Source organism: Microbacterium martis (assembly GCF_047246685.1).
Taxonomy (GTDB): domain Bacteria; phylum Actinomycetota; class Actinomycetes; order Actinomycetales; family Microbacteriaceae; genus Microbacterium.
In genome coordinates, this window is the sequence record NZ_JBFOKT010000001.1 from 1,185,702 (window position 1) to 1,210,696 (window position 24,995).

19 protein-coding genes, 1 tRNA gene and 1 pseudogene are annotated in these 24,995 nt (G+C 69.0%); 8 read left to right on the plus strand and 13 right to left on the minus strand.

Translation table 11 applies throughout. The features are described 5' to 3' along the window. Positions 1-387: 387 nt before the first annotated feature. The 3 genes and pseudogenes from AB3M90_RS05715 to AB3M90_RS05725 form a co-directional block, all read left to right on the plus strand. Positions 388-624, plus strand: a pseudogene (locus AB3M90_RS05715) (DUF7169 domain-containing protein); the annotation flags it as partial. Positions 625-728: 104 nt separating this feature from the next. Beyond that, positions 729-1,271: a DUF4365 domain-containing protein gene (locus AB3M90_RS05720; protein ID WP_412950540.1), complete on the plus strand. Its 543-nt coding sequence runs from the start codon at positions 729-731 to the stop codon at positions 1,269-1,271. Then, positions 1,268-2,404 carry a hypothetical protein gene (locus AB3M90_RS05725; protein ID WP_412950541.1) on the plus strand — a complete coding sequence of 379 codons (1,137 nt, stop codon included), beginning with the start codon at positions 1,268-1,270 and terminating at the stop codon, positions 2,402-2,404. The genes AB3M90_RS05720 and AB3M90_RS05725 overlap by 4 nt, the downstream gene beginning before the upstream one ends. A 219-nt stretch (positions 2,405-2,623) precedes the next feature. Here the strand turns inward: AB3M90_RS05725 and AB3M90_RS05730 are convergent, their stop codons facing one another. Continuing rightward, complete coding sequence (locus AB3M90_RS05730) at positions 2,624-3,190, minus strand: hypothetical protein (RefSeq protein WP_412950543.1); 567 nt, start codon at positions 3,188-3,190, stop codon at positions 2,624-2,626. 777 nt (positions 3,191-3,967) lie between these two features. Between AB3M90_RS05730 and AB3M90_RS05735 the strand changes: the two genes are divergently transcribed. After that, positions 3,968-4,309 (plus strand): hypothetical protein, encoded by a 342-nt coding sequence (locus tag AB3M90_RS05735; protein WP_412950545.1) that lies wholly within the window; start codon positions 3,968-3,970, stop codon positions 4,307-4,309. 672 nt (positions 4,310-4,981) lie between these two features. Here AB3M90_RS05735 and AB3M90_RS05740 read toward each other — a convergent pair. From AB3M90_RS05740 to polA, 3 genes are all read right to left on the minus strand, one after another. Next, a complete protein-coding gene (locus AB3M90_RS05740) occupies positions 4,982-5,224 on the minus strand; it encodes a hypothetical protein (RefSeq protein WP_412950547.1) in 243 nt (80 codons plus the stop codon). 133 nt (positions 5,225-5,357) lie between these two features. After that, a complete protein-coding gene (locus AB3M90_RS05745) occupies positions 5,358-7,034 on the minus strand; it encodes a DUF885 domain-containing protein (protein ID WP_412950548.1) in 1,677 nt (558 codons plus the stop codon). 63 nt (positions 7,035-7,097) lie between these two features. Then, the gene (gene polA / locus AB3M90_RS05750; RefSeq protein ID WP_412950549.1) at positions 7,098-9,731 is read right to left on the minus strand and encodes a DNA polymerase I; all 2,634 of its coding nucleotides are present in this window, start codon (positions 9,729-9,731) and stop codon (positions 7,098-7,100) included. A 45-nt stretch (positions 9,732-9,776) separates the two neighbouring features. Here polA and AB3M90_RS05755 point away from each other — a divergent pair, with 45 nt between their 5' ends. Beyond that, positions 9,777-10,199 (plus strand): hotdog fold thioesterase, encoded by a 423-nt coding sequence (locus AB3M90_RS05755; RefSeq protein ID WP_412950550.1) that lies wholly within the window; start codon positions 9,777-9,779, stop codon positions 10,197-10,199. 45 nt (positions 10,200-10,244) lie between these two features. On the opposite strand, the gene AB3M90_RS05760 is transcribed toward AB3M90_RS05755, so the two are convergent. Beyond that, positions 10,245-10,862, minus strand: coding sequence for an ANTAR domain-containing response regulator (locus AB3M90_RS05760; RefSeq protein WP_025103469.1), 618 nt, complete (start codon positions 10,860-10,862; stop codon positions 10,245-10,247). A 93-nt stretch (positions 10,863-10,955) separates the two neighbouring features. On the opposite strand from AB3M90_RS05760, the gene AB3M90_RS05765 reads away from it, so the two are divergent. The 3 genes from AB3M90_RS05765 to AB3M90_RS05775 all read left to right on the plus strand — a co-directional run bounded on the left by AB3M90_RS05765 (position 10,956) and on the right by AB3M90_RS05775 (position 12,652). Next, a tRNA-Leu gene (locus AB3M90_RS05765) sits at positions 10,956-11,038 on the plus strand. Positions 11,039-11,111: 73 nt separating this feature from the next. Then, positions 11,112-12,368, plus strand: a complete 1,257-nt coding sequence (locus AB3M90_RS05770) for an alpha/beta fold hydrolase (protein WP_412950551.1) — start codon at positions 11,112-11,114, stop codon at positions 12,366-12,368. Positions 12,369-12,439: 71 nt separating this feature from the next. After that, positions 12,440-12,652 carry a hypervirulence associated TUDOR domain-containing protein gene (locus AB3M90_RS05775; RefSeq protein ID WP_412950552.1) on the plus strand — a complete coding sequence of 71 codons (213 nt, stop codon included), beginning with the start codon at positions 12,440-12,442 and terminating at the stop codon, positions 12,650-12,652. A 6-nt stretch (positions 12,653-12,658) separates the two neighbouring features. On the opposite strand, the gene AB3M90_RS05780 is transcribed toward AB3M90_RS05775, so the two are convergent. The 8 genes from AB3M90_RS05780 to trpB all read right to left on the minus strand — a co-directional run bounded on the left by AB3M90_RS05780 (position 12,659) and on the right by trpB (position 24,935). Then, positions 12,659-13,321 (minus strand): esterase/lipase family protein, encoded by a 663-nt coding sequence (locus AB3M90_RS05780; protein WP_412950553.1) that lies wholly within the window; start codon positions 13,319-13,321, stop codon positions 12,659-12,661. Further along, positions 13,318-14,121 (minus strand): alpha/beta fold hydrolase, encoded by an 804-nt coding sequence (locus AB3M90_RS05785; RefSeq protein WP_412950555.1) that lies wholly within the window; start codon positions 14,119-14,121, stop codon positions 13,318-13,320. Before AB3M90_RS05785 ends, AB3M90_RS05780 begins: the two co-directional genes overlap by 4 nt. A 131-nt stretch (positions 14,122-14,252) precedes the next feature. Further along, on the minus strand, positions 14,253-15,704 hold the full coding sequence (pyk, locus tag AB3M90_RS05790) for a pyruvate kinase (protein ID WP_412950556.1): 1,452 nt from the start codon (positions 15,702-15,704) through the stop codon (positions 14,253-14,255). Positions 15,705-15,763: 59 nt separating this feature from the next. Continuing rightward, on the minus strand, positions 15,764-17,230 hold the full coding sequence (locus AB3M90_RS05795) for a glutamate synthase subunit beta (RefSeq protein WP_412950558.1): 1,467 nt from the start codon (positions 17,228-17,230) through the stop codon (positions 15,764-15,766). After that, positions 17,223-21,803: a glutamate synthase large subunit gene (gene gltB / locus AB3M90_RS05800; protein WP_412950561.1), complete on the minus strand. Its 4,581-nt coding sequence runs from the start codon at positions 21,801-21,803 to the stop codon at positions 17,223-17,225. The genes AB3M90_RS05795 and gltB overlap by 8 nt, the downstream gene beginning before the upstream one ends. An 81-nt stretch (positions 21,804-21,884) precedes the next feature. Then, on the minus strand, positions 21,885-22,910 hold the full coding sequence (lgt, locus tag AB3M90_RS05805; RefSeq protein WP_412950562.1) for a prolipoprotein diacylglyceryl transferase: 1,026 nt from the start codon (positions 22,908-22,910) through the stop codon (positions 21,885-21,887). Between the two features lie 10 nt (positions 22,911-22,920). Then, positions 22,921-23,724, minus strand: coding sequence for a tryptophan synthase subunit alpha (gene trpA / locus AB3M90_RS05810; protein WP_412950564.1), 804 nt, complete (start codon positions 23,722-23,724; stop codon positions 22,921-22,923). Next, entirely contained in the window at positions 23,721-24,935 is a 1,215-nt protein-coding gene (gene trpB / locus AB3M90_RS05815; RefSeq protein WP_412951231.1) for a tryptophan synthase subunit beta, read from the minus strand. Before trpB ends, trpA begins: the two co-directional genes overlap by 4 nt. Positions 24,936-24,995 lie beyond the last annotated feature (60 nt).

A 24,995-nucleotide genomic window follows, 5' to 3' on the forward strand; every position in this document is an offset into this window, starting at 1 on the left:
AACTTCTGGCACAACCAACGCCTAGTCCCCGACGCCTTCCGTATCGCGGCGCGAGCGTCTTGCGACCTCACCCTCCCTACCTCACCCGTCTCATCCCCACCCTTCTAGGAGCTTCATGTCTCACCTCTTCCCTCCCGGGACCTACCAGTCCCCCCCGCCCCTCGTCGCCGCTCCCGGCGCGCCGCTGACTATCCCCGCGTCAACCGTCCACGTCATCAGCGATGCGCGCGGACTCGAGCTCGGCTACTCGTCGAGGCAGGCATTGGCAATCAGAGCTCCTAGGGCGGCGTCCGATGATCGCCGCCGCCCACACGCTTAGAGAGGCGACCACCGCGCACGCCGCCAGCGTCCTCCGCCTCGTCGACCTCCTCCGGGGCGAGCTCCGCAGCCCAGTGGGACCAGTCACCAGGCGCACGAATGACGACCGCGCTCGGCGTGAGCGACCCCACGGGCGAGCTCGCCACCGCACCCTCACGCTTAGCCGTGCGGGCTCAGGTCCTCTTATCGCTTACCGTCATCGACGCCGCCACAGCCGCGCTCGACCGCCCCGCGACCGCCCTCTCCGAGGCTCTCGACCATCATCAGGAGCCCTTCGCCCATGTCCGGTCCGACCTAGCCGCCTGACTGATGTAGGGCTCTCACTTGCGACGGCGCTTCGCGCGCCCCGTGTTGGCCGAGACGCCGTGCTGAACTCGCGCCCTCGTCGCCGCGACCACTAGAGTCAGGCCATGCCGACGACGTCCGAACCGGAAGTGTTGCTTCCCTTTCAGCAACTCGACTTGAACGCCCGCAAGGGCCGTTTCGGTGTCGTATACATGCGGGCGATCGCGGGTCAGGCAGGTTGCGGATTCAACGAGACCAGCCCCGGCGAGGACACACTCGCGGTAGATCACTTCCTCGACTTCCCGGAGGGGTCCGTTCGTGTTCAGGTGAAGACGACTGCCACCGCAGCGATCGATGACACCGACGAGTACCTCTCATTCAGCGCAGAGGACAAGTGGATTGCCAAGTGGGCGCGCGTCCAAGTGCCGCTTTACTTCGTCATCGTCGTCGTACCCACTGTCAGTGATTCGTGGTTAGCTCATGACACAACCGGGACGAAGATGGTTGGGACTGCGGCGTACTGGGTGCGCCTCACAGCAGGTCAGTTCGACACTACGAAGACGATCAAGGTTCCGCGCGCCCAACGGGTGACCTTGGACACTATCCCCACGTGGCACGCCGATCTGATGAACCTATACACCCCTACAGGCAAGGAGGACGCCGCATGACTCAGCACACTCCTGCCCGACGCGACGTCGCCAGCTTCTTGACACGCAACGGTTGGCGAGCCGACCCGGCGGGTCCTGTCGGCGAGATTTGGCGCATGGTCGATGACCGCGGCACATTCGCGCTCGCTGTCCCTTTCGAGCTAGAGCAGGGGTCGCCAGAGTTCAGCGGCATCGCCGACCGGCTCGGCAACATCGAAAAGGTCCCCGCCCAGGACGTTGCCGACGCCATCGAGAGCGAGTTCCAAGACATCCAGAACTACCGCATCGGAGACTCCTTCGTTTCGGACGACAGTGTCCTCCTCGATAGTGCGTCGACCGTCTTGGCATCTGCGCGGCGCATGGTGCGTGCCGCGGCAACCACCGCGCGAAAGTCACGTCCCCATATCGGAGCTAACTACAGCGCTCCCGGCGATGAGCTCGCGGCTCTTGTCCGCCTGTCTCACACCCGTCGCGGATCGTTCGTCCTGCCCGTAGTCATGCCTGTGGAACCGCCCGAGCTGACCGACGCTGAGATCCTCGGCGACCGGACCGAGGTTGAGCCTGGCGAGCGCCGCGTCACCCGCACCCTCGCCTCCGCCGTTGCTGCGATCAACACCATCGCTGTACAGCCCGACCGTGAGCCCACCACCGACGACGTCATCCAACTGGTGCAAGCCGGTGTGAGTAGCGAGCTCGTAGCCTCCGTCCGCGCCATCGCCATCCAGTCCGGCATCCAGTCCTTCGACATCAAGTTCCAGTGGGCCCCGGGGCTACGCGCGCCGGGCGGGATCCCCGAGCGCGTCGTCATCCCGAATGAAGCGGCCCCCATCCTCGCTCGCGTCGAGCGCAAGATGAAGACCACCCGCCAGGACGTGACCGAATCCGTATCCGGACAGATCGTCGAGATTCGCCATCTCCCGGATGAGCCACTTGGTGAGATAGCGATCCGCACTATTCGCAACAACCGCAGCGCGGAGATACGCATCACGACCACGGAGTCCGTGATCCGGTCGGCTTACGACTGGGCGAAGCAGTCCCGAGCAATCATCGCCCGCGGCAAGGTTGTCACCACTCCGGGACGTCCCCTCTCGGTCCCGCACCCGGAACAGGTGCAGCCACTAGACGCGTTGTTCACCGAGCAACACACGACCTGACGCTGGGCGACACGTCGAGGTAGCCCAGCTGATCGAGCCCGCGGGCTGCCGATTCCTAACCGTGCTGGCCTCGCTTCGGGGAGCCCCGATGCGACTACCCCGTCCCTTCCCGTGTGCGCGCCCTTAGGCTCCGCGCCATGCTCAACGCTGACGCTCTCGCCGTGACCCGCCTTCTCGTCGACGCACTCCCGGGACTCGCCGCAATAATCGCCGCGCTAACTAGTCACCGTTCCCGGCGGCCAGGGCGGCCTCGCCAGACGCCAGGGCACCATACCGATGCTCCTGCATCCGGGCTATGAACGCAGGAGAGTCGAGCTCTCCCGTTCGCCAACGACGCACGTCGGCGGCGATTCGCCCCGCGCGCTCCATCTGCCAGAGCGGCACAGCCTGTTTCAGATCGAACGTCGCCGCCGCCAGGGCTTCGACTGGCGCTCTATCTCGCCGTCGCGTTGCCGCAAGACAGGCGACCTCGGCGGCGGTCTGGAGATCGGCGTCAAGCGGGCCGCCAGGGGACGCTCGCCTCGCGTCTCGGCGCTGAGAGACCATCACCTGTTGATAGTGGGAGTCGTTCAGCGAGAACACCTCGGACGTGTAAACATCAAGCTCCGCCGCACGCCGCCCGAGCGCAGCGATGACCTCGGCGAGGGCCGCATCGACCCGTTCGGCGTATCGTCCCGAACGCTCGACGCCTAGGACGATGAGCAAGCCACCAACGCCGACGAAGGCGGCAATGAGGGTACCCAGTACGCCCGCCCAGTCCCCTGCCGACCAGCTATCCCAGACCATGCTCCGATGCTAGTGCTGGCCACCCCGCTCGATCACGCCGCGACAGACGCGACGAGCGTATCAGCGTCGATCTTGCCCGCCCCCGCGCACCTCTGCGGTGAAACAGGTCGAGGACCAGATCGAAGCGGCGCGCCGCCTCAAGCACGTCGCATGACCCAGAAGACCCCCGCCCGGATCGTCCCCGGCGCTGGGGCCTTTCGGCGTTTTCACGGCCTGTTCCCGCCATCGACCCTCGGGGCGAAACTGACCGTAGACTCCGCCGCCATGCAGACCACACCGACGACCTTCCCCGCCCGAGCAACGATGAACCCCGCCCCAACCGCTCCAGAATCAACGGTGCATATCCGCCCTAACGTTGAAGCTGTGAACGACCTACTTCCCGCCGACGCCATCGCAACCCTCCTTGCACACCGCGCCGCGCGCCAGCCGATCCGAGCGCGGGCCAACTCCCACGCCTCATCGTCGACTCCCCCGCTCCTTCGCGTCCCCCGCAAGCCCAGGCGCATCGAGTCACTCATCGCCTGCCCCAGCAACGAGGAGCACACGATGGCGATCGACGGCGTTTGTGAGTGCGGCACCTATGGGCTCGCATCAGCGGCGTAGCCGCCCGACCTGAGCCTCTTCGTGCCGTGACTCCAGGAGACTCTCGGACGTCCGTGTGGTCTGTCCGACGTCTAACCTCAGCGCCGCCGACCCAGTCCCGGCAAGCCGCCCCCGACCGGCCGCGGGTCTAGGACACGTCGCCGACTCCGACGCCGTCCTGTCTAGGCTGGCGGCATGGGAGTTACAGGACGCGGAACGGTGACCAAGGCGGGCTACCGCGCCTACATCAACTCTCCAGAGTGGGCCGCCGTCCGCGCCCGCTACTGGGCGTCCAAGCTTCCACACGAGTGCTACGTCTGCGACGCTCCACGCCAGAAGGGGATGCACCTCCACCACCGCACCTACAAGAACCTCGGAGCGGAGCGACTCATGGACCTCGTCCCGGTCTGCCCGACCTGCCACGATCTCGTCCACCACCTTCACCGGACAAACCCCGTGGCGGCCAGGAACGGCCTCTGGGGCGCGACCAAGTACGCGCGTGCCATGGTGCAGAAGCAAAGCAAGCGCCGTAGCTGAGATCATGGGCGAGATGACGCCACAAGCCGCTATCGACGCCCGAGCCCGGGCAGACCGCCCGATACGGGCCAGACGCTCCGCTTGACTTTCCGTTGCTTCGCCTTCGGCTCCGCGCCGCCCTTGCACCAGTGCCCGGTAGGCCGGGTGTGCGCGACGAGGCCGGTCTCCGACTTCTTCGACGGTTGGACGAGCGCGTAGCATCGCGGGCATTCGACCCGCGGCGCCGCCGTCCGCCGCTTCTGCTCAAGCCGAGCCGCATCGGCCTTCTCGCGGGCCTCCGCCGCTCGTGCGTTCTGAGCCGCTCTGGTCGCCGCCTTCTCAGCGTCCTCCGCCCTGCGCTGGGCCACGCGATTCGCCCGCACCTCGGCGGACTCCTTCTCGCGGACTCCTCCCGAGCTCGGCGTCTTGAGGTAACTACAGGCCACGCCCGGCGTCGACTTGTGTGCCTCGACGTGGCCTCCCGACACGATGCGCGCCGACTTGCCGCACGCCGGGCATGTAAACGTCACCGCCGTGTGAGCCTCCTCTTGCCGCGAGTCTAGAAGATGCCGCCGACGTCCCGGCGCGCACGACGGCGGCCCCGCACGAGTGACCGCGACGGGGCCTCAGGATCGGTCGACTACCCTGGCCTCAGGGCGGATGGAGCATCTAGATCATGTTCCATCCGCCCGCCTAGGCGGCGTGAGCGACCGTACTATCCGTGTCCGGGAGATGCGCCAGCATCGCCGCGAGCTCGTCCGCGTCGAGGCCGCCGAGTGCCGGTCCCGCAAGCGCCAAGCCTGCGAGGCCATCGACTCCGTCGGCGGCCAGCGCCTCCGAGACGACGGCGGCGCGCTCCGTCCCGACCTCATCGAGCCATCGACATACGGCGCTCTCCACGAGCTCCGCGCCGTGTACGCCGACGGCATCCCGCAAGTGTCTGCATTGTCTTACCCTCCTGGGCCGCGTCCAACACCGCCCAGAAGTGACACTGGCGCACGTTACACCAGTTCAGACCGCGAAAGTAACCTCGCGCGAGGCTCCTTTCGCGTCAACTCCACTCCGAGGTCTAGAGCTCCTGGAGCGCCCACCTGAGCGTGTCGAGACCCACTCCCCCGAGGTCAAGCGCCCGCTTGTGGAAGTCCTTCTCCGAGAATGCATCGCCCATCTTCGCGGCGTACTCGTCCCTGGCATATTCCCAGATGCGCTGGCCGACCTTGTACGACGGTGCCTGGCCCGGCCAGCCGAGATAGCGGTTGACCTCGAACTGCACGAACTGATCCGACATGTTCACGTTGCCGCGCATGAAGTCGAGGGCGTAGGGCGCATCCCACGTCCCCGTGCCGTCGAGTCGGGGCTTTCCGAGATGCACCCCGATGTCGAGGACGACTCGCGCCGCCCGCATCCGCTGACCGTCGAGCATTCCCAATCGGTCGGCGGGATCGTCGAGGTAGCCCAGCTCCTCCATGAGTCGTTCGGCGTAGAGAGCCCATCCCTCGGCATGTCCGGAGGTGCCGGCGAGGAGCCGCCGCCAGCTGTTGAGCTGGGCGCGGTTGTACACCGCCTGAGCGATCTGCAGGTGGTGTCCGGGGACTCCTTCGTGGAACACCGTCGTGAGCTCGCGCCAGGTGTCGAACTCGGTCACGCCCTCGGGAACGGACCACCACATGCGACCGGGACGCGAGAAGTCGTCTGTCGGCCCCGTGTAGTAGATGCCGCCCTCCTGCGTGGGGGCGATCATGCACTCGAGGGTGCGAATGGCCTCGGGGATGTCGAAGTGGGAGGCGCCGAGCTCCGCCACGGCCCGGTCGCTCGTCTCCTGCATCCACCGCTGCAGCGCGTCGGTGCCCACGAGCTTGCGTGCGGGATCGGACTCGAGGTGCGCGACGGCCTCCTCGACCGTGGCTCCGGGCAGGATCTCCCCCGCCACGGCCGTCTGCTCCGCCACCATGCGCGCGAGCTCTTCCCTGCCCCACTCGTAGGTCTCGTCGAGATCGACGGTCGCGCCGAGGAAACGACGCGAGTTCAAGGCGTAGAGCTCCCGCCCGACGGCATCCGTCTCTCCGGCCTCCGGTGCGAGCTCCTCGGCGAGGAAGCGACGCAGCTCGTCGTAGGCGACGCGTGCCGCCGCGGAATTGTCGGCGAGAGTGCGGGCCAGCGAGGCCGGGAGCTGCCCCTCGTCGGGCGCGGCCTCCGCCACGAACCCGGCGAAGAAGCCGTCGTCGGCCGTATACCGGCTGATCTGCGTGGCGACCTCGGTGACCTGACGGCGCGCCGGCACCACGCCTTCGGCGATACCCAACCGCAGGGTCTCGACGTACCCCCGCAGAGCATCGGGAACGGCGGCCAGACGCGTCGCGATCACCGCCCAGTCGTCAGCGGTGGCGGTCGGCATCAGGTCGAAGGCCGAGCGCACGTCCTGCGCGGCCGACGCGATGACGTTCAGGTCGCGCAGATGCCACTTCGCGTCGTGCAGCTCGAGATCGAGCCGCAGTTCCGCTCCCAGGTCGGCCTTCGTGACCTCGTCGATCGCGTCGACCGGCTCCAGCGACGACAGCCGATCGAGGGTCGCGCGCGTCGCAGCGGCGATCTCCTCATGCCCGTCCGGGCTCAGATCGCCGAAGCGATCGTTCACCTCGTCACGGCCGATGTAGGTGCCCAGTGTCGGAGCGAGGACGGCGATCGTGTCGACCCACTCGTCAGCGACCCGGTCGATGGCAGAGGGAGTGCGAGGAGCTGCAGTCATCCTCTCAGCCTAGCCTCGGCCGCCGTCGGCCCCGCTCTTCGCACTCCCCCGCCCGCACGTCGGTCAGTGCGCCGCCTCGTTCCAGTCGGCGCCGCGTCCGACCTGGACGTCGAGCGGCACGGAGAGGTCGGCGGCACTTCCCATCCGGGTGCGCACGATGCTCTCGGCCACCTCCCACTCGCCGGGCGCGACCTCGACCACGAGCTCGTCGTGGATCTGCAGCAGCACACGCGAACGGAGTCCCTGCGATCGCAGGTCGTCGTGGATGCGGAGGATCGCGATCTTCATGATGTCGGCGGCGCTGCCCTGGATCGGGGCGTTCAGCGCGGCGCGCTCGGCGTTCTCCCGCAGCACACGGTTGGGACTGGCGAGATCGGGGAAGGGGCGACGACGCCCGAAGATCGTCTCGGTGTATCCCACCTCCCTCGCCCTCATCACCGAGGCGCGAAGGTAGTCGCGGACCGCGCCGAAGCGGGCGAAATACTCCACCATGAGCTGCTTGGCCTCGGACTGCTCGATGCGCAGCTGCTTCGAGAGCCCGAACGCCGAGAGACCGTAGACGAGCCCGTACGACATCGCCTTGACCTTCGTGCGCATGGCCGGCGTGACATCGGCCGGATCGACGCCGAAGACCCGAGCTCCCACGAAGCGGTGGAGGTCTTCGCCGCTGTTGAACGCCTCGATCAGCCCCGCGTCACCGGACAGGTGCGCCATGATGCGCATCTCGATCTGCGAGTAGTCGGCCGTCAGAAGCGACTCGTACCCCTCGCCCACCTGGAAGGCGCTGCGGATGCGCCGCGACTCGTCGGTCCGCACCGGGATGTTCTGCAGGTTCGGGTCGGTGCTGGACAGTCGGCCGGTCTGGCTGCCCGTCTGCACGTAGGTGGTGCGCACGCGCTGGTCCTCGCCGATCGCGGTGTCGAGCGACTCGATGATCTGGCGGAGCTTGGTGGCCTCGCGGTGCTGCAGGAGCAGAGCGAGGAAGGGGTGCGGATGCGTCTCCTGCAGGTCAGCGAGGGCGGCGGCATCCGTCGAGTAACCCGACTTCGTCTTGCGCGTCTTGGGCAGCTGCAGGTCGTCGAAGAGCACCTCTTGGAGCTGCTTGGGCGAGCCGAGGTTGAACTCGCGGCCGACGGCGGCGTACGCCTCCTGCGCGAGGCCGTCGGCGCGCACGGCGAGCTCTCCCGAGAACGTCGAGAGCACCTCGTGCGAGACCGCGACGCCCGCGAACTCCATGTCGGCCAGGGTCGTGAGGGTCGGGAGCTCGATGTCGAGGAGCACCGACGCGACCGACTCGGGGATGTCTTCTCGGAGAGCCTCGGCCACGCGCAGCGCGAACCACGCCTCCTGCGACGGGGTCGCCCCCTCGGTCTCGGGAACCAGCTGGGTGGGGTCGGCCTCGGGCAGCTTCTCACCGAGGTAGCGCTGCACCAGGTCGGCGAGCGTCTTGTCGGGGAAGCTCGGACGCAGCAGCCAGCCCGCCAGGCTCGTGTCGTAGGCGAGCCCGCTGAGGCGCAAGCCCTGACGCAGCAGCGCCTTGATCTGCGGCTTCGCGTCGTGCAACACCTTCGGCGCGTCGGACGACAGCCACTCGCCCAGCGCCTCGGCCGCGGCATCCGACCAGTCCGACTCGCGGAGCTCGGTGGTCGTCGCCGCCCCGATCCGGACGGGGCGGCCGCCCTGCGTCGCGATGCGGACGGCGACGTCTTCGCCTTGCGCCAGAGCCCAGGCGGCCAGGTCTGCGGCCGAGACCTGCGCCGGCTCCGGAAGAACGACGGTCGCGGCCGGGTCGTCGGCGACCTCTCCCGCCCCGACGGCCTCGAAGACCCGCGGCAGCAGAGTGCGGAACTCGAGCCGCGCGAAGACGTCGCGAACGGCCTGGGCGTCGATGGGCGTGACGGCGAGGTCGGCCGGCCCGACGGGCAGCTCGACGTCGCGGAGCAGACGATTGAGCTTGCGGTTGCGCCGCACGTCGTCGAGATGCTCGCGCAGGTTGCCGCCCACCACGCCCTTGATCTCATCGGCACGGGCCAGAAGCTCGTCGAGCGACCCGAACTGCGTGAGCCACTTCACCGCCGTCTTCTCTCCCACCTTGGGGACGCCGGGGAGGTTGTCGCTGGTCTCGCCCACCAGCGCGGCGATGTCGGGGTACTGCTCCGGCCGCACGCCATAGCGCTCCTGCACTGTCGCCGGGTCGTACCGCTTGAGCTGCGAGACGCCCTGCACGTTCGGGTAGAGCAGCGTGATCTCGTCGTTCACGAGCTGGATGGTGTCGCGGTCGCCCGAGACCACCAGCACGCCGTAGCCCTGTTCGGCCCCCTGCGTGGAGAGCGTCGCGAGGATGTCGTCGGCTTCGATCCCCTCCTTCGTCAGGACGGGGATCGACATCGCGGCGAGGCACTCCTGCAGCAGCGGGATCTGACCGCGGAACTCCTGCGGCGTCTCGGAACGCGTCGCTTTGTACTCGGGGTACTCGTCGGTGCGGAACGAGTGGCGGGACGTGTCGAACGCGATGGCCATGTGCGTCGGCTGCTCGGCCTTGATGAGGTTGACCAGCATGGAGAGGAAGCCGTAGATGGCGTTGGTGTGCTGGTTGTCCTTCGTCGTGAAGTTCTCGACCGGGAGCGCGAAGAACGCACGGTAGGCGAGGGAATGGCCGTCGACGACCATGAGGGTAGGCTTTGCGGAGTCCGTCACCCTGTCAGCCTAACGAGGACCACGGACACCCGCTGAGGAGGATCGATGAGCGACGTCGCGACGAGCGAGGGACTCGAATGGGCGACGGCCCGCGGAATGGGAGCGCTCGCTCAGAAGATGGGCATGGAGTTCGTCGAGTTCGGCCGGGAGCGCTGCGTCGCGACGATGCCGGTCGAGGGCAACACGCAGCCCGTCGGGCTGATGCACGGCGGGGCGTACGTCGTGCTGGGCGAGTCGCTCGGCTCGATGGCGGCGAACCTGCACGCCGGTCCCGGCAGGCTGGCGGTGGGAGTCGACATCAACGCCACGCACACGCGGTCGGCCACGTCGGGCGTCGTCACCGGCGTCTGCACGCCCATTCACCTGGGGCGCAGCATGACCGTCCACGAGATCGTCGTGAGCGACGATCAGGGCCGACGCTGCTCGACGATCCGCATCACGAACATGATCCGATCCGTCGCGGAGTGACGACGCCGTCTCCGCCGGCGACCCCGTGCGGAGCGCCGACGCGGGTCACTTCTTCGGAGCGAGCTGCTCGATGATCGCCTTGGCGACGTCCTGCATGGTCAGACGACGGTCCATGGACGCCTTCTGGATCCACCGGAACGCCTCCGGCTCGCTCAGGCCCATCTTCTCGTTCAGCAGGCCCTTGGCGCGGTCGACGAGCTTGCGGGTCTCGAACCGCTCGACCATGTCGGCGACCTCGGCCTCGAGCGTGATGATCTGCTCGTGACGGGCGAGAGCGATCTCGATGGCGGGAAGCAGGTCGTTCGGGGTGAACGGCTTCACGACGTACGCGAGAGCGCCGGCCTCGCTTGCTCGCTCGACGAGCTCCTTCTGGCTGAAGGCGGTGAGCAGGACCACCGGGGCGATGTTGCCCTTGTGCAGCTTCTCGGCCGCGCTGATGCCGTCGAGCTGAGGCATCTTGACGTCCATGATCACGAGGTCGGGGCGCAGCTCGGTGGCGAGAGCGACAGCGGTCTCGCCGTCGCCGGCCTCGCCGACGACGTCGAAGCCGTTGTCGCGCAGGATCTCGACGATGTCGAGACGGATCAGCGACTCGTCTTCGGCGACGACCACGCGTCGGGGTGCGGATGCCGTGGGCTGCTCAGCCTGTTCTTGCTCGGTCACACCACCATCCTAGTGGGAGAGCCCCTCGATCGGCCGTGGGCGCGGCGGGGGCCCGCTCCTCCCCTGCGCTACAGTCGAAGACGCGACACACGAGCCGGCGTGGCGGAATGGCAGACGCGGAGCACTCAAAATGCTTTGTCCGAGAGGGCGTGTGGGTTCGAGTCCCACCGCCGGCACCCTGTGAGAACGGCGCGACGCCGGCGGGGCGATCGGTCCCGCCCTGTCGACGCTTTGCGATATACAGGGCGTATGGTCTCACTCGGCTCGACGTCGCCTGCACCGCGGCGCCCGCACCGGCGGCGGCGCATCCTGCTCATCGTCGCCGCCGTCCTCGTCGTCATCCTCGGCCTCGGAGCCGCGGAGTTCGCCCGACGCTACATCGAGGGTGAGCGCGAGCTCGCGACCGACCCGGCGTTCTACACCCTTCCGACGCCCCTCCCCTCCGGCGACCCCGGGACCATCATCCGGATCGAGCCCATCGAGAGCGCACCCGTCGGGTCGAGCGCCTGGCGCGTGATCTACCTGTCTCAGGACCTCGCCGGCGATGACGTCGCCGTCTCGGGGGTCGTGATCGTACCGGACGGCGCCCCGCCCGCCGGCGGCCGCACCGTGGTCTCGTGGGGGCATCCGACGACCGGCGCGGCGACCAAGTGCGCGCCGTCGCTCGGCCTCGACCCCTTCCAGTACATCGAGGGCCTGCACGAGCTGCTGGCGGAGGGCTACGCGATCGCCGCCACCGACTACCCGGGACTCGGCGTGGAGGGCGCCTCGTCGTACCTGCTGGGGATCCCCGAGTCGAACAGCGTGCTCGACATCGTGCGGGCGGCACGACAGATCGACGACGTCCAGGCGAGCGATCGCGTCGTGCTGTGGGGGCACTCTCAGGGCGGCCAGGCGGTGCTCTTCGCGGCGCAGCGGGCGGCCGATTACGCGCCCGAGCTGACCGTGCAGGGCGTGGCGGTCGCAGCGCCGGCGGCGAACCTGAACGCCCTGATGACCGATGACATCATCGATCTCTCCGGCGTCACCATCGCCTCGCTCGCGATCCCGGCGTACGAGGCCGCGTACGCCGACCGCTATTCCGCGGAGGAGATCACGGCGATCCTCACCCCCGCGGGCGCCGAGGCGACACCGAGGATGGCCGAGCTCTGCCTGCTCACCGAGACCAAGGAGCTCCACGCGATCGCCGATCCGCTCGTCGGAGGGTACGTCACCAGCGATCCCGCGACCACCGAGCCCTGGCAGACGCTGCTGGCGGAGAACAGCGCCGGTGGCGAGCCGCTGACCGTGCCGGTGTTCGTCGGGCAGGGAGAAGCCGACGAGCTCGTGCGTCCGACAGCCACGGAGGGATACGTGCAGCTGCTCTGCTCCCAGAAGGCCGACGTGACGTTCCACCGCTATCCCGACGTCGACCACGGGTTCGCCGCCTACGCCGCCCTGCCGGATCTGCTCGTGTGGCTCCCCACCCTGGGGAGCCCGCGCACACCGGCGGCGGACTGCGACTGACCCGCGGGACACCATCGCGCCGCTGAGTCAACCCCCGACCGGGCGGTCGTCCGCGACCGTAGCATCGTCGCATGGCAGACATCTCCGTCGGCGACCGCGTCAGTTGGAACACGTCTCAGGGCCGCACCCGCGGCAGGGTCGTCGAGCGCAAGACCCGCGACTTCACCTTCGCGGATCAGAAGTTCACCGCGTCGGAGGACTCGCCCTCGTTCATCGTCGAGTCCGAGAAGTCGGGCGACCGGGCCGCGCACCGGGGGTCGGCGCTGCGCAAGCTGAAGTCCTGAGCGCCGTCACTCGGCGAGAACCGCGAGCTCGGCGAGGACCCGGGGATGGGCGAGGATGCGGAAGTGCCCGCCCGTGTCGAGTCTGACGTTCTTGGCGCCGGCGAGCTCGCTGCCCTCCGGGATGTGCGGGTCGAAGTCGGCGTAGACCGAGACGATGCGGGCGTTCACCTCGAGCTGACGCGCCAGACTCACGATCGACGGATCCTCCGGCGCGAACGCGTGCAGCGTGGGCAGCGGGATGAGCCGCGCATAGCGCGAGCCGCCGAACGGCGTCGCGACCGCCAGCATCCCCCGCACCCTGCCGGCCGCTCTGCCGGTCATCGCCAGCTTGCCTGCGAGACCGCCCTTGCTGTGGGCGACCAGGATCACGTCATGCAGATCGTTCGCCTCCAGGAACTCCGTGACGCCGTCGGCCATCTCGGCGATCGGGCGCCGATTCCGCCGCAGCGCCTCCACGATATGCACCGGATGCCCGCGCTCGTGGAGTGCGGCGATGAGCGGCTGCAGGAAGCGCCAGGTCTCATAGACGCCCGGGAGCACGACGATGTGCGCCGCATCGCCCGACGCGAACGAGTCCGCCTGGGATCGGTCGAAGGCCGCGCGGACCTGCCAGTAGCCGGCGTACGCATAGTCGGCGAGCCACCATGCGGCGGCCCTCACGGGGTTCACGACGCGTTCCTCGCGGCGGTGCGGGCGTGCACGGCCGCAGCATCCGGCCAGTCACCCGCGGTGTGGAAGAGGATCGCGTCGGCGACGGCGTGGGGTGCGGAGTGCTGCACGACGTGGTGCTGTCGCGGGACCTCGACGAGCCGCGAGACACGGGCGGCGTCGCGCAGGCGCCGGCACCAGTCGCGCCCGGCGATCGGATCGCGCTCCCCGCGGACGACGAGGACCGGCACGCCCAGCGACCGCATCCGCTTCTCCGTCGGATAGGCGACCATCCGGCGCACCTGACGGAGATACCATCGGATGCCGCAGCGCAGGTAGTCGGTGAAGACGATGGTGTTGATGAGCGGGGTCTCTCCGAGCGTGTCGACGGCCAGGCCCGTCGCCTGCGACGGCAGAGTCCGATGCCGTTCATCGCACACAGGACCGATCGCGACGACGGCGGCGACCGCCTCCCCGAGCGCCAACGCCGCCTCGATCGACCACTGCACCCCCATGGAATGGCCCACGAGGACCACCCGGTCCTCCCCCAGTGCGGCGACGACCCGCGCGAGGGCGCGGCCCATCTTCGTCACGTCGATGTCGTCCGACGGTCTGGGGAGCCCCGCGAAGCCGGGCAGGTTCACGGAGACGACACGGGTCGACGCGCCCAGCCGTCGGTGGAGACGGGAGAGGTACCGGTGCGACATGCCCACGCCGTGCACGAGGACCATCGCCGGGGCTGCCGATCCCGAGGGACGAGGACTGTCGATCATCTCGAACGCGAGCCCGTCGATGTCGAGGCGGCGGCGCTGTGGACCCATGTCCAGGACGCTACCTCCCGCCCTTCGACCGGCGGCAGCGGGTTGACGAGGAGCGGCCGAGCTGACAGTGTCCGCGGAGCGCCGAAGGGCGGGATCCGAGGATCCCGCCCTTCGTGCCGCACGACGCCCGATCAGACGGTGGCCTCCTTGTAGATCGGCGCGGCACCGCCCACGGCATCGCCGACCTTGTGGACGCGGATGTCGTTGGTCGAGCCCACGATCCCGGGAGGCGAGCCGGAGATCACGACGACCTTGTCGCCCTCGGTCGCCAGTCCGTTGCTGAGCAGGTAGTCGTCCACCTGCAGGTACATCAGGTCGGTGTGCTGCACCATGTCGACGAGCGTCGAGCGGATGCCCCAGGTGAGCGCCATGCGACGACGGATGTCGGGCTCGGGGGTGAAGGCGAGCATCGGGATGCGCGACCGGAGGCGGGAGAGACGACGTGCCGAGTCGCCCGACTGCGTGAACACGCACAGGAACTTCGCGTCGACGAACTCGGCGACCTCGAGAGCCGCGAGCGTGATGGCGCCGCCCTGGGTGCGCGGCTTCGTCGTGAGCGGAGCGATGCGCTCGAGCCCGTGCTCCTCGGTCGACTCGATGATGCGGGCCATGGTCTCCACGACCACCACGGGGTAGTCTCCCACGCTGGTCTCGCCCGAGAGCATGACCGCGTCGGCCCCGTCGAGGACGGCGTTGGCGACGTCGGAGGTCTCGGCCCGCGTCGGCACCGGACTGTTGATCATCGACTCGAGCATCTGGGTCGCCACGATCACGGGCTTCGCCATGCGACGGGCGAGCTCCACGGCGCGCTTCTGCACGATCGGCACCGCCTCGAGGGGCAGCTCGACGCCGAGGTCGCCGCGCGCCACCATGATGGCGTCGAACGCGTCGACGATCTCCTCGAGCGCGTCGACGGCCTGCGGCTTCTCGACCTTGGCGATGACGGGGACGCGGACGCCCTCCTCCGCCATGATCTCGTGGACGCGGGTGACGTCGGCCGCGTTCCGCACGAACGACAGCGCGATGAGGTCGGCGCCGGTGCGCAGACCCCAACGGAGGTCGTCCTCGTCCTTCTCGCTGAGCGCGGGGACGTTGACCGCGACGCCGGGCAGATTGATGCCCTTGTTGTTCGAGACCGCACCGGCCACGACGACGCGCGTCGTCACGACGACGCCGTCGGTGTCGACGACCTCGACCCGGACCTTCCCGTCGTCGATCAGGAGGAAGTCGCCCGGCGAGACGTCCTGCGGCAGGCCCTTGAACGTGGTGCCGCAGATCTCCCGGTTGCCGATGATGTCCTCGGTGGTGATCTTGAAGATGTCGCCGACGGCCAGCTCGTACGGCCCGTCCTCGAACCGGCCGAGACGGATCTTCGGGCCCTGCAGGTCGACGAGGACGGCGACCGCGCGCCCGGCGTCGTCCGCCGCGCGACGCACGTTCGCGTAGTTGTTCTCGTGCACGGAGTAGTCCCCGTGGCTGAGGTTCAGCCGAGCGACGTCCACACCGGCATCGATCAGTGCGCGCACCGTCTCATAGGTGGAGGTGGCGGGGCCCAGGGTGGCGACGATTTTCGCGCGTCTCAACAGATTGCTCCAGTGTAGATGTGGGGGAAGGGAGTTCAGGCGACGGTGCCGCGCTCAGCCTACGCGGGCTGGAGACCGATCGCGACATCGTGCGGGCGCACCGGCTCGGGCAGCACGGTCGTGCCCATCAGGAAGCGGTCGACGTTCGCCGCGGCCGCGCGGCCCTCGGCGATCGCCCAGACGATGAGGGACTGCCCACGCCCGGCGTCGCCGGCGACGAACACGCCCGGGACGGTCGATTCGTAGCTCGAGTCGCGCCGGAAGGCACCGCGCTCGGTGACCTGTGGCAGCGTGTCCTCGGTGTACCCGGTCTGCTCCGGGCCGGTGAAGCCCATCGCGATGAGGACGAGGTCGGCCGGGATCTCCCGCTCGGTGCCACTCTTCGGGACACGGCGTCCGTCGATGTACTCGGTCTCCGCGACGCGCAGCGCGCGCACCTCGCCGACCTCGTTCGCGAGGAACTCCACGGTCGACGCGAGGAAGACGCGCTCTCCGCCCTCCTCGTGCGCCGAAGCCACCTCGAACACCGTCGGCATCATCGGCCAGGGCTGGTGGTCGGGCCGCTCGGCGCTCGGCTGCTTGCCGATCGCGAGGTTCGTGACGCTCAGAGCGCCCTGCCGGTGCGCGGTGCCGATGCAGTCGGCACCGGTGTCGCCGCCACCGATGACGATGACGTGCTTGCCGTCGGCGGTGATCTGGTCGGTGACCTTGTCGCCGGCGACCGCGTGGTTCGACTCCACGAGGTACTCCATCGCGAAGTGCACGCCGTCGAGGTCGCGCCCCGGGATCGGAAGGTCACGCGGCACGGTGGCGCCCGTGGCGATCACGACCGCGTCGTACCGGGCACGCAGATCGGCCCACGAGATGTCCTTGCCGATCTCGACGCCGGCGCGGAACCGCGTGCCCTCCTCCTGCATCTGGCGAAGACGCGCCTCCAGCTGGCCCTTCTCCATCTTGAAGTCGGGGATCCCGTAGCGCAGCAGTCCGCCGATGCGGTCGTCGCGCTCGAACACGGCGACCGTGTGTCCGGCCCGGGTCAGCTGCTGTGCGGCGGCGAGGCCGGCCGGCCCTGAGCCGACGACGGCCACGGTCTTGCCGGTCAGACGCTGCGGCGGCTCGGGCTCGACCCAGCCCTTCGCGAACGCCTCGTCGATGATCGAGACCTCGATCTGCTTGATCGTGACCGCGGGCTGGTTGATCCCCAGCACGCACGAGCTCTCGCAGGGCGCCGGGCACAGTCGTCCGGTGAATTCGGGGAAGTTGTTGGTCGCGTGCAGGCGTTCGATCGCCGCGCGCCCCTCCCCTCGCCAGGTCAGGTCGTTCCACTCGGGGATGAGGTTGCCCAGCGGGCATCCCGAGTGGCAGAACGGCACTCCGCAGTCCATGCACCGGCTCGCCTGACGGCGGAGCACGGCCTTGTCCCCGGGCTCGTAGACCTCTTTCCAGTCCATGATGCGCACGGGCACGGGTCGCCGGGCGGGCAGCTCCCGCTCGGTCACCTTCAGGAAGCCCTTGGGATCAGCCACCGGTCACCTCCAGGATGCGGTTCCAGACGATGTCGCCGTCGGGGTCGATCCCCTCGGCCACGGCCTCCTCGCGCATGCTCCGCACGGCGGCGAAGTCACGGGGCAGGACCTTGACGAATTCGGATGCCGACTGCTCGAAGTCCTCCAGCAGCTCGGTCGCGCGCGGCGAGGCGGTGCGCTCGACGTGGCTGACGAGCAGGCTGCGCAGCACCTCCAGGTCGGCACGGTCGAGCGGTTCCAGCAGGAGCTCGCCGCTGCCGAGCGACTGGGCGTTGACCTTGCCGGTGTCGAGGGCGTGCACGTAGGCGACGCCCCCCGACATGCCCGCTCCGAAGTTGCGGCCGGTGGTGCCGAGGATGACCGCGAGTCCGCCGGTCATGTACTCGAGCGCGTGGTCTCCCACGCCTTCGACGATGGCCGTCGCACCCGAGTTGCGCACGAGGAACCGCTCCCCCACCACGCCCGAGATGAACATCGTGCCCGAGGTCGCCCCGTAGCCGATGACGTTGCCGGCGATGACGTTCTCGTGCGGCGCGATGGACGAGCCGCGCGGCGGGCGGATCGTGATGTCGCCGCCCGACAGCCCCTTGCCGACGTAGTCGTTGGCGTCGCCCTCCAGGCGCAGCACGATCCCCGGCGGCAGGAAGGCGCCGAGCGACTGACCGGCCGTGCCGTGCAGCGTGACGTCGATGGTCTCCTTCGGCAGCCCAGCGGCTCCGTGACGAGAGGTGACCTGATGGCCGAGCATGGTGCCGACGGCGCGCTCGGTGTTGGCGATCGGCAGCTCGGCGACGACCGGTTCGCCGTTCAGCAGCGCGTCCTTCGCCATGTCGATCAGCTGCACGTCGAAGTGCTTGTCGAGCTCGTGATCCTGGCTCCGGCCGCTGCGGCGCGGCTCGCCCGCCGGGAAGGCCGGCCCGTCCAGCACCGGGGAGAGGTCGAGTCCCTCGGCCTTCCAGTGCTCGACCGCCGCGTCGACCTCGATGAGCTCCGCGCGCCCGACGATCTCGTCGATCGAGCGGTAGCCGAGCTCGGAGAGGAGTTCGCGCACCTCCTCGGCGATGAACTCCATGAAGTTCACCACGAACTCCGGCTTGCCGGTGAAGCGTTCGCGCAGCGCGGGGTTCTGCGTCGCCACTCCCACCGGACACGTGTCGAGGTGGCAGACGCGCATCATGATGCATCCGCTGACGACGAGCGGAGCCGTGGCGAAGCCGAACTCCTCCGCGCCGAGCAGCGCGCCGATGATCACGTCGCGTCCGGTCTTGAGCTGACCGTCGACCTGCACGACCACCCGGTCGCGCATGCCGTTGAGCATCAGGGTCTGCTGGGTCTCGGCGAGGCCCAGCTCCCACGGCGTGCCCGCGTGCTTGAGCGAGTTCATCGGGCTGGCCCCCGTGCCGCCGTCATGGCCGGACACGAGGATGACGTCGCTGAGCGCCTTCGCCACACCGGCCGACACGGCGCCGATGCCCGACTGGCTCACGAGCTTGGTGTGGATGCGCGCCTCGGGGTTCGCCCGCTTCAGGTCGAAGATCAGCTGCTTGAGATCCTCGATCGAGTAGATGTCGTGGTGAGGCGGGGGCGAGATGAGGCCGACGCCGGGGGTTCCTCCGCGCGTGCGAGCCACCCACGGATAGACCTTCTGCGGCGGAAGCTGGCCGCCCTCGCCGGGCTTGGCGCCCTGCGCCAGCTTGATCTGGATGTCGTCCGACTCGGTCAGGTAGAGACTCGTCACGCCGAACCGACCGGATGCGACCTGCTTGATCGCGCTCCGACGCTCGGGGTCGACCAGCCGATCGGGGTCTTCGCCGCCCTCGCCGGTGTTCGACTTCCCGCCGATGCGGTTCATCGCGATCGCGAGGGTCTCGTGGGCCTCGCGGGAGATCGAGCCGTAGCTCATCGCGCCCGTCGAGAAGCGCTTGACGATCGCCGAGACGGGCTCGACCTCGTCGAGCGGAACCGGCTTGCGCGTTCCCGTGCGCAACCGGAACAGTCCGCGCAGCGTCTTCAGCTCGGCGGCCTGGTCGTCGACGAGTCGCGTGTACTCGCGGAAGATGTCGTATCGGCGCGTCCGCGTGGCGTGCTGGAGCTTGAAGACCGTCTCCGGGTTGAAGAGGTGGGGCGATCCGTCGCGCCGCCACTGGTACTCGCCGCCCGTCCAGAGGCGCTCGTGCGCGCGCGCCGCGGCATCCTCCGGGTAGGCGTAGTCGTGACGCGCCTGGTTCTCGGCGAAGATCTCCTCGATGCCGATGCCGCCGAGCTTCGATTCCGTGCGGGTGAAGTAGGCGTCGATGAACTCCTGCGAGAGGCCGACGGCCTCGAACACCTGCGCGCCGGCGTACGACGACACGGTCGAGATGCCCATCTTCGACATGATCTTGAGCACGCCCTTGCCGAGCGCGTAGATGAGGTTCTTGACCGCCTTCTCCGGACTGATCCCGGTGATGTACCCCGTGCGCACGAGGTGCTCGACCGTCTCCATCGCGAGATAGGGATTGATCGCGGAGGCCCCGTAGCCGATCAGGGTGGCGACGTGGTGCACTTCGCGGACGTCGCCGGCCTCGACGATGAGCCCGACCTTCATGCGGTTCTCGCGCCGGATGAGGTGATGGTGGATCGCCGAGACCATCAGCAGCGACGGGATCGGCGTCAGATCCTTGTTCGAGTCGCGGTCCGACAGGATGATGAACTCCGCGCCGTTCGCGATCGCCTCGTCGACCTCGGCGCACATCTCGGTGAGCCGGTCGGCGAGCGAGTCGGGTCCGGAATCGAAGTGGTAGAGCCCCCGGATCGTGACGCTCGCACGATCGGGCAGCGCCTTGTCGATGTGGCGGATCTTGGCCAGCTCGTCGTTGTCGATCACCGGGAAGTCGAGCGAGACGGTGCGGGTGTGCTCGGGGCCCCACGACAGCAGGTTGCTCTCGGGACCGAGACCGAGCTTGAGGCTGGTGACGACCTCTTCGCGGATCGAGTCGAGCGGCGGGTTCGTCACCTGTGCGAACTGCTGCGTGAAGTAGTCGAACAGCAGGCGCGGACGCTTGCTCAGCACGGCGATCGGCGTGTCCGACCCCATGGCGCCCAGCGGCTCGACGCCGGTCTGGCCCATGGGGGTCAGCAGGATGCGGACTTCCTCTTCGGTGTATCCGAACGTGCGCTGGCGGCGGGTGATCGACGCCGGCGGGTGCACGATGTGCTCGCGCTCGGGCAGGTCGGCCAGGCGCACGGCGCCGGCGTCGAGCCACTCCTGCCACGGGTGCATGGTGGCGAGGTCGTGCTTGATCTCGTGGTCCTCGACGATGCGGCGCTGCGCCGTGTCGACGAGGAACATCTTGCCCGGCTGCAGCCGACCGCGGCGCTTGATGCGCTCGGGCTCGAACTGCAGCACCCCGGTCTCGGACCCGATGACCACGAGCCCGTCGGTGGTCTCGGTCCAGCGGCCGGGGCGCAGACCGTTGCGGTCGAGGGTGGCTCCGACGAGGGTGCCGTCGGTGAAGATCAGGGCGGCGGGCCCGTCCCACGGCTCCATCTGGTTGGCGTGGTACTCGTAGAACGACCGCAGCTCCGGCGAGATGTCGGCCTGCTTCTCGTACGCCTCGGGGACCATCATCATGATCGCGTGGGGCAGGCTGCGCCCGGTGAGGGTCAGCAGCTCCAGCACCTCGTCGAACGAGGCCGAGTCGCTCGCGCCGTCGGTGCAGATGGGCAGAAGAGGCGCGACGTCGCCGAGCAGCTCGGACTCGAGCTGCGACTGCCGGGCGCGCATCCAGTTGCGGTTGCCGCCGACGGTGTTGATCTCGCCGTTGTGGGCCAGCATCCGCAGCGGCTGGGCCAGCGGCCACGACGGGAAGGTGTTCGTCGAGTAGCGCGAGTGGACGACCGCGAGCTCCGACGCGAAGCGCTCGTCCTGCAGGTCCGGGTAGAACGGCTCCAGCTGCAGCGTCGTCACCATGCCCTTGTAGCCGAGCGTGCGGCTGGAGAGCGTGACGAAGTAGGCGCCCAGCTCGTGTCCGGCGCGCTTGCGCAGGCGGTAGGCGACGCGGTCGAGCGCGATGCCGGTCAGCGGAGCATCCGCGTGGCTGCCTCCTCCGGCACTGACGAACAGCTGCTCGAACGCGGGGCGCGCCTCGTCGGCGAGCTTTCCGAGGTTGTCGTTGGCGGTCGGAACCTCGCGCCAGCCGAGCACGCGGAGCCCTTCGGCGCGGGCGATCTTCTCGATGCCGGCCTTCTGCTCGCGGCGCACACTCGAGTCGCGCGGCAGGAACGCCAGTCCCGCGGCGTACTCCCCCGCCGGCGGCAGCTCGAACCCGACCACGGCGCGCAGGAACTCGTCGGGCATCTGCGTGAGGATGCCGGCGCCGTCTCCCGTTCCGGCATCCGACCCGATCGCGCCCCGGTGCTCGAGGTTCCGCAGGGCCTGCAGGGCGAGCGCGATGATGTCGTGCCCGGCCTCGCCGCGCAGCGTCGCCACCATGGCGAGGCCGCAGGCGTCCTTCTCGAACGCCGGGTTGTACATGCCCTGCTTGGCCGGGAGGTTCAACCCGACGGGTGCGCGGAGGTCGCTCGATGCCATGCGGTACCGTCCTCAGATCTTCAGGTGACCCGGGGGCGTCATCGGCCGGGTGAATGCGTGGGGGTCCTCACGGACGCGAGGCTATCGGGTGCCGTCGTCGTCCGTGGGAGCGACGCTTGTGGCGCTGGCTCCTGCGGTGACTGCCGCGGACGGAGGCTCGCTCACATCCACGTAGTCAGAGGGATTGTCCTGCGATTCTACATCAGCGTTCTCGTCGCTCCGTCCGCGCCCCGGCTGGTAGGGCGACGGCTCGAGGCCGGGATGGCGGCGCGACTGCACGACGAGGATCGCGATCCCCACGATGATGCCGATGATCGCTGCCCAGACGTTGCTGCGCAGGCCCAGGATGATCTCGCTCGGATCGATGCGGATCGACTCCCAGACCACGCGCCCGGCGCTGTACCAGATCAGGTACACCGCGAACAGGCGTCCCCACTGGAAGAAGAGCTTCCGTCCGAGCCACAGCAGCACGATGACGCCGAGACCGTTCCAGATCACCTCGTAGAGGAACGTCGGGTGGAACAGCGTCCCCTCGGGCAGGCCCGGAGGGAAGGCGGAGTTGTCGGACGGGATCTCGAGACCCCAGGGCAGATCGGTCGGGAGGCCGAACAGCTCTTTGTTGAACCAGTTGCCGAAGCGCCCCATCGCCTGCGCCAGCAGCAGTCCCGGGGCCAGTGCGTCGGCGAAGGTCCAGAAGCGGATGCCGGTCCACCGGCAGCCGAGGTAGGCGCCGACCGCGCCGCCGATGAGGGCGCCGAAGATCGCGATGCCGCCCTCCCAGATCGCCCAGACCGAGCCGGGCTCGAACGGGTTCCAGGTGTTCCTGCCCTCGCCGAAGTAGAAGTTCGGGTGGGTCAGCACGTGGAAGATGCGGGCGCCGATGATGGCGAGCGGCACGGCGAGGATCGAGATGTCGATCACGACCCACGGCTCCGCACCGCGCCTGGTGAGGCGGTGATTGGTCAGCAGCACCGCGACGATGATGCCGGCGATGATGCAGAGCGCGTAGAAGTGGATCCGGATCGGGCCCAGGTCGACGTACGACACCGAAGGGCTCGGAATGCTGGCGAGCACGCCGGAGGCGGTGCTGTGGAGCGCGAGGGACATGAGTGCGATTCTAGTTCTCGGGATCGGGGCGCGCCGACGACGTGCCGGCGGCCAGGGTGCGGGTGACCTCGGCGAGGGCGGGGATGCCGCCGTCGCGGAGGGCGCGGACCAGTGCGGTTCCGACGATCGCGCCGTCGGCGTACACCGAGACGCCGGCGATCTGCTCGGGCGTGGAGATGCCGATGCCGACGCAGGCGCGGGTGGCCCCGTGCGCGCGCAGACGGCTGACGAGCGTGCGGGCGGCGCGGTCGAGTTCGGCCCGCTCCCCCGTGATGCCCATCGTGGAGACGGTGTAGACGAACCCGGTGGACGACCTCACGACCAGGTCGAGGCGCTCGTCCGTCGAGGTGGGGGCGGCGAGGAACACCCGGTCGAGTCCCGTGCGCTCGCTCGCGGCGATCCACTCCTGGGCGACGTCGGGCGTGATGTCGGGCGTGATCAGCCCTGCTCCGCCGGCGGCGAGGAGGTCGTCGGCGTACCGGTCGACGCCGTACTGGAAGACGGGGTTCCAGTAGGTCATGACCAGCACGGGCACGTCGGTGGCCGAGGTGATCGCGCGGACCGCTGTGAAGAGGTCCTTCATGCGGAAGCCGCCGGCGAGGGCGGCGGTCGTCGCCTCCTGGATCACGGCGCCGTCCATCACCGGATCGCTGTACGGCGGTCCGAGCTCGATGATGTCGACACCGTTCTCGGCCAGCGCGATGGCGGCCTGGATGCTGGTCTCGAGGTCGGGGAACCCGACCGGCAGATATCCGACGAACGCGCTCCGGCCGGCATCGTGCGCGGCGGCGATCGCCTCCTCCACGCGGCTCACAGCTGCGGCTCTCCCTTCGAGGCGGCTTCCTCCGCGGCGCTCTCGTCGCTCACGTCGTGCGCGAGTGCCGCCTCGTCGTACAGCTCGAAGTAGCGGGCCGCCGTGTCCATGTCCTTGTCGCCGCGGCCGGACAGGCAGACGGCGAGGACGGCGTCGGGGCCGAGCTCGCGCCCGATGCGCAGCGCGCCGGCGAGGGCGTGCGCCGACTCGATGGCCGGGATGATCCCCTCCGTGCGACTGAGCAGCCGGAGCGCCTGCATCGCCTCGTCATCGGTGGCGGGGATGTACTGCGCACGCCCGATGTCGGCCAGCCATGCGTGTTGCGGACCCACGCCGGGATAGTCCAGTCCGGCGGAGATCGAGTGCGATTCGATCGTCTGGCCGTCGTCGTCCTGCAGCACGTAGGTCTTCGCCCCGTGCAGGATGCCGGGACGACCTCGCTCGATGGACGCGGCGTGCCGGGGCGTGTCGACCCCGTCTCCCGCGGCCTCCACCCCGTAGAGCCGCACGCTCTCGTCGTCGAGGAAAGCGTCGAACATGCCGATCGCGTTCGAGCCGCCGCCGACGCACGCGAACACGGCGTCGGGAAGCCGGCCGACCTCGTCGAGCAGCTGCTGCCGGGCCTCCTCGCCGATGATCTTCTGGAAGTCGCGCACCATCGCCGGGAACGGGTGCGGCCCCGCAGCGGTGCCGAAGATGTAGTTCGTGGTCTCGACCGAGGCCACCCAGTCGCGGTAGGCGTCGTTGATGGCGTCCTTCAGGGTGCGCGACCCCGATGTCACGGCGATGACCTCGGCGCCGAGCAGGCGCATGCGCGCGACGTTGAGCGCCTGCCGCTCGGTGTCGACCTCGCCCATGTAGATCGTGCAGTCGAGGCCGAACAGCGCCGCCGCCGTGGCGGTGGCGACGCCGTGCTGCCCCGCTCCCGTCTCGGCGATGACCCGTGTCTTGCCGAGGCGCTTCGTGAGCAGCGCCTGGCCGAGGACGTTGTTGATCTTGTGCGAGCCCGTGTGGTTGAGGTCTTCGCGCTTGAGGAAGACGCGCGCGCCGCCCGCATGCTCGGCGAAGCGCGGAACCTCGGTGATCGCCGACGGGCGGCCGGCGTAGGAGCTCAGCAGGTGAGCGAGCTCGGCGCGGAAGTCGGGGTCGGCCACGGCCTTCTCGTAGGCATCGGTCAGCTCGTCGATCGCCGCGATGAGCGACTCGGGCATGTAGCGGCCGCCGTACTCGCCGAACGAGGGTCCGCGCTGGTCGCGCAGTCCGGCCGTCGA

Coding starts and splice junctions, on each gene's coding strand:
- gltB (WP_412950561.1), bottom strand. CDS start 21,803: ATGGCATCGAGCGACCTCCGCGCACCCGTCGGGTTGAACCTCCCGGCC.
- AB3M90_RS05775 (WP_412950552.1), top strand. CDS start 12,440: ATGGCAGACATCTCCGTCGGCGACCGCGTCAGTTGGAACACGTCTCAG.
- trpB (WP_412951231.1), bottom strand. CDS start 24,935: ATGCCCGAGTCGCTCATCGCGGCGATCGACGAGCTGACCGATGCCTAC.
- AB3M90_RS05745 (WP_412950548.1), bottom strand. CDS start 7,034: ATGACTGCAGCTCCTCGCACTCCCTCTGCCATCGACCGGGTCGCTGAC.
- AB3M90_RS05735 (WP_412950545.1), top strand. CDS start 3,968: ATGGGAGTTACAGGACGCGGAACGGTGACCAAGGCGGGCTACCGCGCC.
- AB3M90_RS05785 (WP_412950555.1), bottom strand. CDS start 14,121: ATGGGTCCACAGCGCCGCCGCCTCGACATCGACGGGCTCGCGTTCGAG.
- AB3M90_RS05755 (WP_412950550.1), top strand. CDS start 9,777: ATGAGCGACGTCGCGACGAGCGAGGGACTCGAATGGGCGACGGCCCGC.
- AB3M90_RS05730 (WP_412950543.1), bottom strand. CDS start 3,190: ATGGTCTGGGATAGCTGGTCGGCAGGGGACTGGGCGGGCGTACTGGGT.
- AB3M90_RS05725 (WP_412950541.1), top strand. CDS start 1,268: ATGACTCAGCACACTCCTGCCCGACGCGACGTCGCCAGCTTCTTGACA.
- AB3M90_RS05770 (WP_412950551.1), top strand. CDS start 11,112: ATGGTCTCACTCGGCTCGACGTCGCCTGCACCGCGGCGCCCGCACCGG.
- lgt (WP_412950562.1), bottom strand. CDS start 22,910: ATGTCCCTCGCGCTCCACAGCACCGCCTCCGGCGTGCTCGCCAGCATT.
- AB3M90_RS05720 (WP_412950540.1), top strand. CDS start 729: ATGCCGACGACGTCCGAACCGGAAGTGTTGCTTCCCTTTCAGCAACTC.